This is a genomic window from Halanaerobium salsuginis (assembly GCF_900114545.1).
Classification (GTDB): domain Bacteria; phylum Bacillota; class Halanaerobiia; order Halanaerobiales; family Halanaerobiaceae; genus Halanaerobium; species Halanaerobium salsuginis.
This window is the reverse complement of sequence record NZ_FOTI01000022.1, coordinates 35,403-48,769: the sequence shown is the minus strand read 5'-3', so window position 1 is coordinate 48,769 and position 13,367 is coordinate 35,403. Positions and strand designations below refer to the sequence as shown.

The 13,367-nt window shown below is 32.7% G+C and carries 11 protein-coding genes and 1 tRNA gene; 10 read left to right on the top strand and 2 right to left on the bottom strand.

From position 1 onward, the window contains the following. On the bottom strand, positions 1 to 209 hold a 209-nt coding region (locus BMZ74_RS08385; RefSeq protein WP_143070155.1), incomplete at its 3' end, for a helix-turn-helix domain-containing protein. A gap of 343 nt (positions 210 to 552) precedes the next feature. On the opposite strand from BMZ74_RS08385, the gene BMZ74_RS08380 reads away from it, so the two are divergent. From BMZ74_RS08380 to BMZ74_RS08350, 7 genes are all read left to right on the top strand, one after another. Further along, positions 553 to 638, top strand: a tRNA-Leu gene (locus BMZ74_RS08380). A gap of 113 nt (positions 639 to 751) precedes the next feature. Continuing rightward, a complete protein-coding gene (gene tig, locus BMZ74_RS08375; protein ID WP_089861793.1) occupies positions 752 to 2,032 on the top strand; it encodes a trigger factor in 1,281 nt (426 codons plus the stop codon). Between the two features lie 105 nt (positions 2,033 to 2,137). Then, entirely contained in the window at positions 2,138 to 2,734 is a 597-nt protein-coding gene (gene clpP, locus BMZ74_RS08370) for an ATP-dependent Clp endopeptidase proteolytic subunit ClpP (RefSeq protein WP_089861792.1), read from the top strand. 22 nt (positions 2,735 to 2,756) lie between these two features. Beyond that, positions 2,757 to 4,016 carry an ATP-dependent Clp protease ATP-binding subunit ClpX gene (clpX, locus tag BMZ74_RS08365; protein WP_089861791.1) on the top strand — a complete coding sequence of 420 codons (1,260 nt, stop codon included), beginning with the start codon at positions 2,757 to 2,759 and terminating at the stop codon, positions 4,014 to 4,016. Between the two features lie 192 nt (positions 4,017 to 4,208). Then, positions 4,209 to 6,560, top strand: a complete 2,352-nt coding sequence (lon, locus tag BMZ74_RS08360; protein WP_089861790.1) for an endopeptidase La — start codon at positions 4,209 to 4,211, stop codon at positions 6,558 to 6,560. Further along, complete coding sequence (gene yihA, locus BMZ74_RS08355) at positions 6,547 to 7,134, top strand: ribosome biogenesis GTP-binding protein YihA/YsxC (protein ID WP_089861789.1); 588 nt, start codon at positions 6,547 to 6,549, stop codon at positions 7,132 to 7,134. Before lon ends, yihA begins: the two co-directional genes overlap by 14 nt. 27 nt (positions 7,135 to 7,161) lie before the next feature. Next, complete coding sequence (locus tag BMZ74_RS08350; protein ID WP_089861788.1) at positions 7,162 to 8,082, top strand: class I SAM-dependent DNA methyltransferase; 921 nt, start codon at positions 7,162 to 7,164, stop codon at positions 8,080 to 8,082. A 131-nt stretch (positions 8,083 to 8,213) separates the two neighbouring features. Here the strand turns inward: BMZ74_RS08350 and BMZ74_RS08345 are convergent, their stop codons facing one another. Further along, the gene (locus tag BMZ74_RS08345) at positions 8,214 to 9,974 is read right to left on the bottom strand and encodes an FAD-dependent oxidoreductase (RefSeq protein ID WP_089861787.1); all 1,761 of its coding nucleotides are present in this window, start codon (positions 9,972 to 9,974) and stop codon (positions 8,214 to 8,216) included. 230 nt (positions 9,975 to 10,204) lie between these two features. Between BMZ74_RS08345 and BMZ74_RS08340 the strand changes: the two genes are divergently transcribed. From BMZ74_RS08340 to zupT, 3 genes are all read left to right on the top strand, one after another. Continuing rightward, positions 10,205 to 11,248 (top strand): FAD:protein FMN transferase, encoded by a 1,044-nt coding sequence (locus BMZ74_RS08340; RefSeq protein WP_089861786.1) that lies wholly within the window; start codon positions 10,205 to 10,207, stop codon positions 11,246 to 11,248. Positions 11,249 to 11,250: 2 nt separating this feature from the next. Continuing rightward, entirely contained in the window at positions 11,251 to 12,270 is a 1,020-nt protein-coding gene (locus tag BMZ74_RS08335; RefSeq protein WP_245750856.1) for a polyprenyl synthetase family protein, read from the top strand. Between the two features lie 107 nt (positions 12,271 to 12,377). After that, positions 12,378 to 13,184, top strand: coding sequence for a zinc transporter ZupT (zupT, locus tag BMZ74_RS08330; protein WP_089861785.1), 807 nt, complete (start codon positions 12,378 to 12,380; stop codon positions 13,182 to 13,184). Positions 13,185 to 13,367: the final 183 nt, after the last annotated feature.

Genomic DNA, 13,367 nt, shown 5'->3' with positions numbered 1-13,367 from the left:
TGTTCATAGGTAGATAGATCATAGTTTAGTTGAGTTGTGGTTCCTTTTTTAATTTCACGATTAATAGTACTGGAAGATCTTCCTAGTTTCTCAGCAATCTTTCTTTGAGAATATCCTTCTTTTAAAAGAGCAGCAATTTTTCCTCTTTCGTAAGCAGAAAGATGTTTAAAAGTTCTTTGAGTTGTGGTATTATCTTTAGTATGAGCCATAGCTTAAACCTCCATATGATTTTGTTTGGTCACTTATATCATACTAGGTTTTTAGCTATGGTTCTAATTTTTTTGTCTGTTGCATTTGATTTTACAATGAACCTTTAATATTTATTGATAAATAATTTGGTTTTTAACTGGATATTTTTTTCTTTATAGTGTATAATAGCAAAGTATGATTTTTAAAACGGAGCTTTTTATTTCTAATTAATAATATTTTTAGCTTATTGATTAACTGTTTATTAAAAAATAATTATAAAAGCTTGACAAGTTTAATTACCTATGCTAAAATTATAGGTGCTTTTGTGAAAAAGAAAAAATTCTGATTCACATTATTGAATGAGCGAAAGTGGCGGAATTGGCAGACGCGCTAGATTTAGGATCTAGTGGGTAATCCCCGTGTGGGTTCGAGTCCCACCTTTCGCACCATTTTAAAATTCTGTCATTGACCCCGATATTGGCCCGGTGCCAGATCGGGGATTATTAACATATAGAGGGTTTTTTTGAAATTTTTATTTAAATATCAGTTAGGAGGAATATTAATGGAAGTAAAAAAAGAAGTACTTGAAGGAAATAAAATTAAGTTGGAAGTTGAAATAGAAAGTGATAAGGTTGATCAAGCTTTAACTCAAGCATATAAGAAAGTAGTTAAAGATGTATCTATTCCTGGTTTTAGGAAAGGAAAGGCACCTCGTAAAATTATTGAAAATAGATTTGGCAAAGAGGTACTTCATAAAGATGCACTTGATATCTTAATTCCTCAAGGTTACAGTGAAGCTGTAGAAGAAACTGATATCGAACCAGTTGCTCAACCTGATATTGAAGAATTCTATATTGCTGCTGGAGAACCTGCAACTTTTACAGCAATTGTTGAAGTGAAACCAGAAGTTAAACTTGGCGAGTACAAAGAGCTTGGTATTGAAAAAGAAGATGCTGAAGTAGGAGAAGATGAAGTTAATGCTCGTTTAGAAAAAATGCAAAATGAACATAGCCAGCTGGTAAGTTCTGATAGAGAAGAACTACAGGATGGAGATTTTGCAATTATTGATTTCACTGGTTATGTTGATGGTGAAGAATTCCCAGGCGGATCTGCTGAAGAATATAGCTTAGAGATTGGTTCCGGTAGTTTTATCCCTGGTTTTGAAGAACAATTAATTGGTTTAAAAGTTGGTGAAACTAAAAACGTAGAAGTTACTTTCCCGGAAGATTATCATGCTGATGATTTAGCGGGGGCAGATGCTACATTTGATGTAACATTAAAAGAAATAAAAGTCAAAGAAGTTCCAGAGCTTGATAATGACTTTGCTATTGAAGCAAGTGATTACGAAACTATAGATGAACTTAGAGTTAGCATCGAAGAAGAATTAGCAGCTCAAAAAGAAACTAGTGTTGAAAATAATTTTAGAGAAGAATTAATTAAAAAAGCAAGCGAAAATGCTGAAGTAGATATTACTGATACATTAATAGACGAGCAGCTTGATCAAATGTTCCAGAGCCTTTCTCAGTCTATTTCTCAGCAGGGGATGGATGTTGAAACATACTTTAATTATTTAGGTATGGATGAAGCTGGTTGGAGAGAGCAGAATAAAGAAACAGCTGCTGATAGAGCTAAAGAGTTACTAGTTTTAGAAGCAATTGCTGATTTAGAAGAAATTGAAGTGACTGATGAAGAATTAGATGAAGAAATTGATGAAATTGCTGAAATGCACGATCAAGAGCCAGAAAAAATTAAAGCAATTTTCCAAATGCAAGGACAACTTCATCATTTAAAAGAAGATATCAAGCGTCAAAAAACAATTGATTTCTTAATCGAAAATAATTAACCTAAATAAGAAAATGTTAAATACTAACTGTTTTTCTAATTAATTATTGCATATAATTTATACTGAAATAGAAAAGCTAATTTTAAATTCAAGGGGGTTTTTATAATGAGTCTAATTCCAATGGTAGTTGAACAAACAAATCGTGGGGAAAGATCTTATGATATTTATTCGCGTCTATTAAAAGATAGAATTGTATTTTTAGGTTCACCTGTAACAGATGATATTGCAAATGCTGTAGTTGCTCAGCTGCTTTTCTTAGAAGCAGATGATCCTGATAAAGATATCTATTTATATATAAATAGTCCTGGTGGTTCAGTAACTGCTGCTATGGCAATGTATGATACCATGCAGTATATAAAACCAGATGTTGTTACAATTGGTATGGGCCAGGCTGCAAGTGCGGGAGCTCTTTTATTAGCAGCTGGTGCTCCAGGTAAGCGTTATGCTCTGCCTTATGCTAGAGTAATGATTCATCAGCCTGCTGGTGGTGCTCAAGGTAAAGCTACTGATGCTGAAATTCATATTAAAGAATTAATGCGGATTAGAGAACTGCTCAATCAAATTCTCAGTAAGCATACCGGACAGGATGCAGAGAAAATTGCTCAGGATGTAGAAAAAGATTATTTTATGACAGCTGAAGAAGCAGTTGACTATGGCCTGATAGATGAAGTAATTACCCGAAATGATTTAAAAGAAAAGTAATTTTAGCCTGTGAGGTGATAGAATGTTTAAATTTGGAGATCAAGAAGATGGAGAACTAAAATGTTCTTTTTGTGGTAAAAAACAGGATCAGGTGAAGAAACTTGTTGCTGGCCCGGGAGTTTATATTTGTGATGAATGTATCGAGCTCTGTAATGAAATTGTAGAAGAAGAATTTGATGAAGAGCTGGATCTGGAATTTAGCAATGTTCCTAAGCCTAAAGAAATAAAAGATATTCTTGACCAGTATGTAATTGGTCAGGAGAGAGCAAAAAAGTCACTGGCTGTTGCTGTTTATAACCATTATAAAAGAGTCAACTCTAATATGGTTGTTGATGATGTCGAATTACAGAAAAGTAATATTATGATGGTCGGGCCAACTGGCTGTGGTAAAACACTGCTGGCCCAGACTCTGGCCAGAATTCTAGATGTTCCTTTTGCAATTACAGATGCTACTTCTTTAACAGAAGCTGGTTATGTTGGGGAAGATGTTGAAAATATTTTACTTAAGTTAATTCAATCAGCAGATTATGACATCGAAAAAGCTGAAAAAGGAATTATCTATATTGATGAAATTGATAAGATTGCACGTAAGTCTGAAAATACTTCTATAACTAGAGATGTTTCTGGAGAAGGAGTTCAGCAGGCTTTATTAAAAATAATTGAAGGAACAGTTGCCAGTGTACCTCCACAGGGAGGACGTAAACATCCTCATCAAGAGTTTATTCAGATAGATACAACTAATATTTTATTTATTGCTGGGGGGGCTTTCGATGGTCTGGATAAATTAATAAATTCAAGGATTAGCCAGAAAGTTATGGGTTTTGGTGCTGATATAAAATCTAAAGATGAAAGTAAAAATATTGGTGATGTTTTAAAGCATATTCAACCACAAGATTTACTTCATTATGGTTTAATTCCAGAATTTATCGGTAGAATGCCAATTCAGGTTACTCTAGATCAGTTAGAATCTGAAGACATGGTTAGAATTATGCAGGAACCTCGTAATGCTTTAGTAAAACAGTATGAAAAATTCTTTGCAATGGATGAAATAGAGTTAGAATTTACTGAAGAAGCATTGCAGGCGATAGCAGAAAAAGCTTTAGCTAGAAAAACAGGTGCACGTGGACTGCGTTCTGTAGTTGAAAATGCAGTGCTTGATATAATGTATGATTTACCATCACGACCTGAAATAAAAAAATGCATAATTACTAAAGATGTAATTATAGAAAATGCTGATCCTGTTCTTGAGCTTGAAGAAGAAGAGGAAGAAGAAAGCGCCTAAAAGCATTAATATTTAAATAAATGAGTTCTATTAGATTCTGTGTAGGACTAATTTGATTTTCTAGAGAGATAATATTACTCTGATCAGGGTGGTATTATCTCTTTCCTTTTTTTAATATTTTAAAGGTAAAAAGCTAGAAATCGAGAAATACTAATATAAGTAAAATTAATACTGTTAAAAGAGGTGAAGATAATGGCTGAAGTAAATGAAAATGAAAAAATACTAGAATTACCCTTACTTGCTTCACGAGGAGTAATTGTTTTTCCTCATATGGTAATTCCGCTTTTAGTTGGCAGAGACAAGTCTATTGCTGCATTAGAAGAAGCAATGATGGAAGAAAAAAAGATAATTATTGCTGCCCAAAAGGATGAAACAGTTGAGGAACCTGAAATAGAAGATATCTATGGCTTTGGAACTATTGCGGAAGTTAAGCAGTTAGTTAAACTTCCTAATGGAATGATAAAAGTAGTTGTTGAAGGTTTAGAAAGAGCTAAAATAATTAATTTTATTGATACAGAAGAATACTTTTTAACTGAAGTGCAGTCCTGTAAAGAAGAAAAAATAACTGTTGATAAAGATATTAAAGCTTTAATGAGAACAGTTATTAAAGAATTTGAACGTTATATAAAATATAACAGAAATCTTCCTGCTGAAACTATTATGTCAGTTAGTAATATTGAAGATCCAGGTAGACTGGCTGATGTTATTTCTTCTCAGGTGGATTTAAAATATCAAGAATTACAGGAATTACTTGAGGCAACCGATATTGTTGCTCGTCTAGAAAAAATGCTTTCACTGCTGCAGGATGAAATAGAAGTTTTAAAGATAGAGCAAGATATTAATCGTAGAGTTAAGAAGAAAGTTGAAAAAAATCAAAAAGAATATTATTTAAGAGAAAAAATGAAAGTTATTCAAGATGAATTGGATGAAGATAGTGATGCTGCCGCTGAGATTGAGTATTATTATGAGCAGTTGGCAGAATTAAACTTGCCAGAAAAAGTAGCTGAAAAAGTTGAGGAAGAAATTGAAAAACTTGATCGTACCCCTGATATGTCGCCAGAAGCAACTGTAATTCGAAATTATCTTGATTGCATTTTAGATCTTCCCTGGGATAAAAGCAAAGCTGATGAAGTAGATATTAAGAAATCAGAAAAGATACTGGAAGAAAATCATTATGGACTTAAAGATGTTAAAGAAAGAATTCTGGAGTATCTTGCTGTTCGAAAATTAGCTTCTAATAAAAAAAGTCCAATTCTCTGTTTAGTCGGTGCTCCAGGGGTTGGTAAGACTTCTTTGGGAAGGTCAATCGCGAGAGCTTTAAATAGAGATTTTGTCCGTCTTTCACTTGGTGGTGTAAGAGATGAAGCTGAAATTAGAGGTCATCGGAGAACATATATTGGATCTCGTCCTGGCCGAATAATTAATGCTATGCGAGAGGCAGGAACTAAAAACCCTGTTTTCTTACTTGATGAAGTTGATAAAATGAGTTCTGATTTTAGAGGTGATCCAGCTTCTGCACTATTGGAAGTACTTGATCCAGAACAGAATAAAGAGTTTGCTGATCATTATTTAGAAGTTCCGTTTGATCTTTCTCAGGTTCTTTTTGTAACAACAGCCAATGTTATTCATACTATACCAGCACCTCTGCTGGATAGAATGGAATTAATTGAAATACCAGGTTATACAGAAGACGAAAAAATTAAGATTGCAGAAAGACATCTCTTACCAGGTATTTATGAAGATCATGGCCTTGATAGTGATAAATTAAACATTTCAACCAATGCTATTTATAAAGTTATTAGAGAATATACTCGTGAAGCTGGAGTACGTAATTTAGAAAGGCGTCTGGCTGCAATTACCCGTAAAGTTGCTAAAGAGTTTGTAGAAGGAAGAAAAAATAAAGCTTTAGTTGCTGTTAATAGTGTTGAAAAATATCTTGGCTTACCTGATTATGAACATCAAGAAAGTGAACTAGAAGATCGAGTAGGAGTAGCAACTGGACTTGCCTATAATCAAGCAGGTGGAGATATTCTCGATATTGAAGTTGCTGTTGTGCCAGGTAAAGGTGAATTGATTTTAACTGGTTCTTTAGGAGATGTAATGAAAGAATCTGCTCAAGCAGCTTTAAGTTATATCCGTTCAAAACAAAATCAACTTGCTCTTTCTGATGGTTTTTATAAGAAATATGATATTCATATTCATGTTCCACAGGGTGCTGTGCCTAAAGATGGACCTTCAGCTGGGATAACTATTGCAACTGCTCTTGCATCTGCCTTAACTGGACGCAAAGTAAGAGGAGATTATGCGATGACTGGAGAAATTTCTCTGCGAGGTAGAGTTCTGCCAATTGGCGGTTTGAAAACCAAAATTTTGGCTGGTCAGCGAGCTGGAATTAACCATTTTATTATTCCGGCTAAGAATGAAAACAATTATCATGAAATTGATAATGATATTACTAGAGATTTAAATGTTAAATTTGTTTCTCATATGGATGAAGTGATAGATATTCTCTTATTAAAGGATGAAAATAATGCAGATAACTAAAGCAGATTTTTATACAAGTGTTTATAAATACGAAGAATGCCCCCGCTTGCAGCAGCCAGAAATAGCTTTTAGTGGAAGATCAAATGTTGGTAAATCTTCTCTAATTAATCGTATCACAAGGCAAAAAAAATTGGCCAGGACCAGTAATACCCCTGGCCGAACTCAGTGTTTAAATTATTATAATGTTGATGATAAATTTTATTTAGTTGATTTACCTGGCTATGGATTTGCTAATGTTCCTCAAAAAGTTAAGGCTGACTGGGCCGAATTAATTGATACTTATCTTAGATATAGAGAAAACTTAATTGGTATAGTACAGATTATTGATGCTCGTCATAAGCCAACCAAAGATGATAAAATGATGGTAGAATGGTTGCAGGCAAGTGGACTAAGTTTTCTTATAGTGGCTACTAAAGTGGATAAGATATCTAATAATAAAAAAGCTAAGCAGAAGAAGCTAATCTATAAAGAATTAAATTTAGATCAGCTTTCTAATTTTACTTTCTTTTCTGCTCAGACTGGTGATGGAACTCCCCAATTATATAATTATCTTAATTCACTACTTAATTCTTAATTATATTTTTAAAGATAGGTGCTAAAAATGAACTATAGTTATACTGACTATTTTGCTCAAATATACGATGATGTAATGCGGCAAGTCCCGTATAGTTTTTGGTTCAGATATTTAAAAGATCTTTTAAAATATTATAAATCAGAACCAGAGCAAGTACTTGAGTTAGCAGCAGGAACTGGTAATATGACTGTTAATTTAGTTAAACTTAATAAAATTGATCGGGTAATAGCCCTTGATCTATCATCAGCAATGTTAGATAAGTCTATGGAAAATTTTGCTGACAAATTTCCTTATTTTAATAAATTATCAGCTCAAAAAAATAAAACTAAAGCAGTTGTTAAAACTGCTAAACAGCGTCAGGTTGAACTGCTTTTTTTAGAAAAAAATATGAGTAAATTTAAACTGGCTAATAAAGTAGATTTAATAGTATCTTTTTTTGATAGTCTAAATTATTTAACTGAAAAAGATCAGCTAGTTGCCTGTTTTACCAGTGCAGCTGACTCATTATCCAGAGATGGGCTTTTTATCTTTGATATGAATTCTCTAGCAAGAATTAGGACTATTGGTAATCGTTCAATTGTGTTGGAAGGCGAAGACTATACCTGCTTTTGGCAGGATATAGTTTATCCTGAGAATAATTTGTGGCAAGTTAAATTAAAAATATGTCCTGATCATCAAGATATTCCTTGTTTTGAAGAATTACATACTGAACGAGGCTATAAAATTAATACTATTACTTCTTTACTTAAAAAAAGTGGCTTTTCAGCTGTTGATATTTATCAGGCTTTTAGCTTTAGAGAAGGTAGAGATAGTTCTGACCGACTTTATTTCGTAGCTGCTCTGAATAAAAAAAGGCTGACTGAAACACAGACACAATTTAAAAAATATTACTATTTAATTAAGAATTTCTGTGATTATAGCTACTTAAATTTAAAATATAGTTTATAATAAATAAAAACTGCCCTGGAATTTGTGCTTTTAGTAAAAGCAACAAGCTCTTCAGGCAGTTTTTTTATTACTAAATTTAAGTTTAAATTAAATTTAGTCTAATAATTTAATTAATTTTTTATTAACTAAGATTAAGATCGTGTTTTAATTACTTCTTTTAAATGCGACTCTTTATTTTTAGGTCTTCTCCAGATAACTTTTTTAATTAAAGGTAGCAAGTAGTAATCTGCACCTAACACCTGACCTGAGTTAGCAAGACAGGGGAAAGAAGACATGAAAAACCACATGTTACCAGTTCCAGATAAGAAGAAATTAATATTCATTCCAATTGATCCCAGAGCACCTAATACACTTAGAATTCCAAAAGTAAGTGAAATACCAATTGCAAACTCTGACATTACAACAATTCGCTGGAAGAAAAGCGGGAACTGCATAACTACAGCTTCCATGAAAGCCTTATACCAGCCAACTGCATCAGGTCCGATTGGAGATGCTGATGAGCCAGCAACTAGATAATCAGGACTGACCAACCAACCATCTTGTACTTTACCCCAACCACTTAGCAGCCATTGAATACCCAGATAAATTCTGAGAATGACAATGAAAATTGTATGTGATTTTTGAGTAAACTGATCAAAAAATTGAGGAACAAGGCCTTTATGAGAAGCCTGTTCATGAATATATTCATTAATAAAAGAAAATCCTTCTTTAATACCACCGATCCCAACTAGGTAATGGATATTAACTAGATGCTTTAGCAGCATAGCAGGTCTACCTTTAAGAGATAGTCCGGTTACATCAGCTACTGCAAAATCACCACCAATTGAAACCATAACTCCGTGTAGAGCAGCTTCTAAACTTTCTTTTTGGCCTCCAGTTATGGCAGCTGTTACATTTTTAGCAGCACACTCACCAGTCTGCATAGCAGCTTCAACTAAAGCAGGCAAAGTTTTGTTGTCACCCCAGGGAGCAGCAGAGTTATCACCAATTGCATATACTTCTTTATGTTTAGGAATTTGGAGATATTCATTTACAATTAAACGATCACAGTTATCTTTTTCCAGATCAAGTCCTTCAACTAAAGCAGCACCTTTAACACCACAAGTCCAGATAACTGTTCTGGTTGCTATATTTTCTACCAGATCATTATCTCCTTTAAGAACAATTCCAGCTGGATTAACTTCTGTAACAAAAGCGCCAGTTTTGACGTCAACATTATGTTTTCGTAAATAAGCATCAGCTTTAGCAACCATATCATCATTTAGATTAGGTAAGATTTGTTCTAATCCTTCCACTAAGTAAAGATCAATATCCTTTTGTGGAATACCATAAGCTTTAGCTAAATCTTTAAACCAGCTAATTAGTTCGCCAACCATTTCAACACCAGTAAAACCAGCTCCAGTAACTACAAAAGATAATAATTCTCTTCTTTTAGCTGGATCAGTCTCAAATTGAGCTTCCTGAAACATCTGTTTAATATGCTCATTTATTTCTTTAGCATCTTCAATTGACCAGAGAGTAAAAGCATTTTCTTTAACTCCATTTACTCCATAGTCAGCTGGTTGACTACCAGAACCAAGAATCAGGTAATCATAGCTGTATTCATGTTTCTGAGAAAAAAGCTTTTTGCCATCGAAATCCACCTCAGTAATTTCGTCCTGAATTACGTTAACTTTAGTACTTTCAAAAAGTCTTTGAAGACTAACCTCTAGATCTTCAGGCAAGACTCTATTGCCAGCAACTTCGTGTAATTCAGTTATTAAATTGTGGGTACTTCCCTTATTAATTAAAGTAATCTCTATTTCCTTATGCTTTTTTGCCAGCCGGGCCAATTTTTTGGCAGCAGAAACACCTCCATAGCCAGCTCCCAGAATCACAACATGTCTGCGCATAAATTTTCCTCCTCATTTAATTTCTAGCTAAAAATTAAAATAATGTAGTTATTTTTTTCACACTTCAATTATAGCATATTAAAAATAAATTGCAAATACTTTAGTTAATTACTCGGGAATATTTACTTTGCAATTTATGGTATTTGTGATAAAATATAAGTGATTTACCCGAGATTTAGGCTATGATAGTTTTTTAGTGATCTTTCAATTTATTTTTAGGAAGTGATATTTTGTTTAAACAGAAATATATTTATATTTTAGTAATATTATTAGGAGCAGTTTTTTTATTAGTTGGCTGTTCAAATCAAAATAAAAAATTACCAGAAGCAAAAGATAGTGCTTTTTTAATGGATACTTTAGTTCAGATGAAAGCTTATGGAGAAAATGCAGAAGCTGCTGTTGCGGAAAGTATGGATAGAATTAAGTTTTTAGAGGATTTAATGAGTCCTACAATTGAGAGCAGTGAAGTCTATCAGTTAAATAATAATCCTGAGCAAAAAGTTAAGCTTTCTCCTGAAACAGAAATTGTCCTGGAAAAAGCTCTTTATTATGCTAAATTGACTGGTGGTAAATTTGATCCTACAGTTGGTGCTTTAGTTGATTTATGGGGGATTGGAACAGAAAATGCTCGTGTGCCAGATCAGATAGAGATTGAAGCAGCTTTAGATAGTATAGGGTATCAGTATTTAACAATTGATGATAATCATCAGGCAGAGATTAAAAAAGCAGGAGTTAAGATTGATCTGGGGGGAATTGCTAAAGGTTTTGCAGCTGATCAGGTCAAAAAAATTGTTGAAAAACATAATGTTAAAAGTGCATTTGTAAATTTAGGTGGAAATGTTTTAGTTATTGGAAGTAAAGCAGATGGTTCGAAGTGGAGAATTGGGATTCAAGACCCTCGTAAAGATAGAGGTAATGTAATGGCAATTATTGAAACTACTGATCAAACTATTGTTACTTCAGGTAATTATGAACGTTATTTTATTAAAGATGGTAAATTATATCATCATATTCTTGATCCAGCGACTGGTTATCCAGCAGAGAGCCATCTTTTAAGTGCAAGTATAGTTAGCAATAGTTCATTTGATGCTGATGCGCTTTCAACAGCTGTTTATATTATGGGAGTTAAAGCTGGACTGAAGTTTATTGAAAATTTACCAGGAGTAGAAGCAATGTTTATTACTGATGAACTTAATGTTTATCTTAGTTCTGGGTTAAAAAATAAAGTAGAAATCACCAGTCAGGATTTTAATCTCATTGAAGGTGGAAATTGAAGGTGAAAAATTTGCTAATTGAAGATCGATTTTATAAAAAAATTGTAACCGAATTAAACGAAAATATCTACCTGCAAACTAATTCTAAAAAACGAATAATTAATGAAGCAGTTGCTGACTTAATAGCTGGTGGTGGCAAAAAGCTGCGTCCGTTTTTAATGTTCCTGGCAGCAAGTTTTGGTGATTATGATAAAGAGATCTTATTAGACTTAGGTACGGGAATTGAAATTATGCATATGGCATCGCTTGTTCATGATGATATTATAGATGATGCCGATTTAAGGCGCGGCAAGCAAACTGCCCAAAAAAGATTTGGGAAAAAGGAAGCTGTATTTATTGGCGACTTTTTATTATCAAAAACTTTTGCAATATTCTTTGATCATCTGGATAAAAAAACTTTGAGCAAAATGAATAAAAATGTAAGATTACTCTGTGAGGGAGAAATTGAACAAGCTGAAAAAAAATTCAATTTTACAATAAATAGAAGAGATTATTATCGGAGAATTAGACATAAAACAGCCTTACTTTTTGCATTAAGTAGTTATATAGGTGCTTATGCTAGCGATATTAGGGGAAAAAAATTAAATATTTTATATAAATTAGGGCTGGAAATGGGAATGGCATTCCAAATTCAGGATGATTTGCTTGATTTTATTGGAGAAGAGTCTGCAGCCGGCAAAAAATTGGCCCAGGATTTACAAACAGGTGTAATTACTTTACCAGTAATCTTATTATTTGAAAAAAAGGAATATCGAGCTAAGTATAACTCTTGTTTAGAGTTTAATCAGCATGCTAGACAATCTAATAACAATCAATTAAATGAAAAGAAAAATATTCTGGATCAAGATTTGCTAGATAATATTTTACTTGATGTTAAAAAAGCCGATTGTCTTAAGGAAAGTAAAGTTATTCTAGAAAAATTTATTCAGCGGATTAATAAATATTTAAACCAATTACCAGATAATAAATATAAACAAAAACTAAAAAAATTAATTAAAATGCAGACAAAAAGAAAATTTTAACCCATAACTGTTATTTTTTTGCAAATTTTATAATAATGTTATAAAATTAATTATAATAAAAGTAGTTTAACATTATAAATATTTATTTTTAGCAAAGGAGGAGATAAATGGATAATGTTTCGCTCGCCTTTTTGCTAACTCTATTGGCTGGGTTATCAACTGGCATAGGAAGTTTAATTGCATTTTTCAGTAAAAGAACAAATGCTGCTTTTTTGTCAATATCACTTGGCTTTTCAGCAGGGGTAATGGTTTATGTTTCTTTTGTAGAAATTTTGGCTAAAGCTCAAGAGGCTTTGGTTTCATTTTATGGGACTCAAAAAGGTGAAACTTTTACAGTGCTAGCTTTTTTTGCTGGTATTATTTTAATTGCTATTATTGATAAGCTAGTTCCTGATTATGAAAATCCACATGAACCAAGACTTGAAAGTGATTTAGAACATTTAAAGTCAGAAACAGTTTCTACCAGTAACCTTGAAAGAATGGGTATTTTTTCGGCTTTTGCTATTGCTATCCATAATTTTCCAGAAGGGTTAGCTACTTTTGCGGCAGCTCTAAGTGATCCAGCTTTAGGTTTATCAATAGCTGTAGCAATTGCTATTCATAATATTCCAGAAGGAATCTCTGTTTCTGTACCAATTTTTTATGCTACTGGAAGTAAAAGAAAAGCAATGCTATATTCTTTTTTATCTGGTTTAGCTGAGCCAGTTGGTGCATTATTAGGCTACTTTCTTTTGCGTTCTTTATTCAATGATTTTGTCTTTGGAATTTTATTTGCCGTAGTTGCCGGGATAATGATTTATATCTCAATTGACGAGCTTTTGCCTACAGCAAGAAAATATGGTCGTGAACATCAAGAAATCTATGGTTTTATAGCTGGAATGGCTGTTATGGCAATTAGTTTGATTTTATTTTAAGAGATTAAAATTATTTTTAAAAAATTAGATAAATTGGACGTATAATTAGTTAGAAATGAAATTTGGGTTTTATTTTAAAGCTAGAAATTCATTTATTTTTTAAGAAATATTTTCTGAAAAAAGCGACTAGTTTTACAAATACTTAACTTACTTTAATTTATAAAAGATTAGTAATTATTTAAT

Excerpts from the sequence above, each read along its gene's own strand:
- tig (WP_089861793.1), top strand. The coding sequence starts at position 752 with ATGGAAGTAAAAAAAGAAGTACTTGAAGGAAATAAAATTAAGTTGGAA.
- BMZ74_RS08350 (WP_089861788.1), top strand. The coding sequence starts at position 7,162 with ATGAACTATAGTTATACTGACTATTTTGCTCAAATATACGATGATGTA.
- zupT (WP_089861785.1), top strand. The coding sequence starts at position 12,378 with ATGGATAATGTTTCGCTCGCCTTTTTGCTAACTCTATTGGCTGGGTTA.
- yihA (WP_089861789.1), top strand. The coding sequence starts at position 6,547 with ATGCAGATAACTAAAGCAGATTTTTATACAAGTGTTTATAAATACGAA.
- lon (WP_089861790.1), top strand. The coding sequence starts at position 4,209 with ATGGCTGAAGTAAATGAAAATGAAAAAATACTAGAATTACCCTTACTT.
- clpP (WP_089861792.1), top strand. The coding sequence starts at position 2,138 with ATGAGTCTAATTCCAATGGTAGTTGAACAAACAAATCGTGGGGAAAGA.
- clpX (WP_089861791.1), top strand. The coding sequence starts at position 2,757 with ATGTTTAAATTTGGAGATCAAGAAGATGGAGAACTAAAATGTTCTTTT.
- BMZ74_RS08345 (WP_089861787.1), bottom strand. The coding sequence starts at position 9,974 with ATGCGCAGACATGTTGTGATTCTGGGAGCTGGCTATGGAGGTGTTTCT.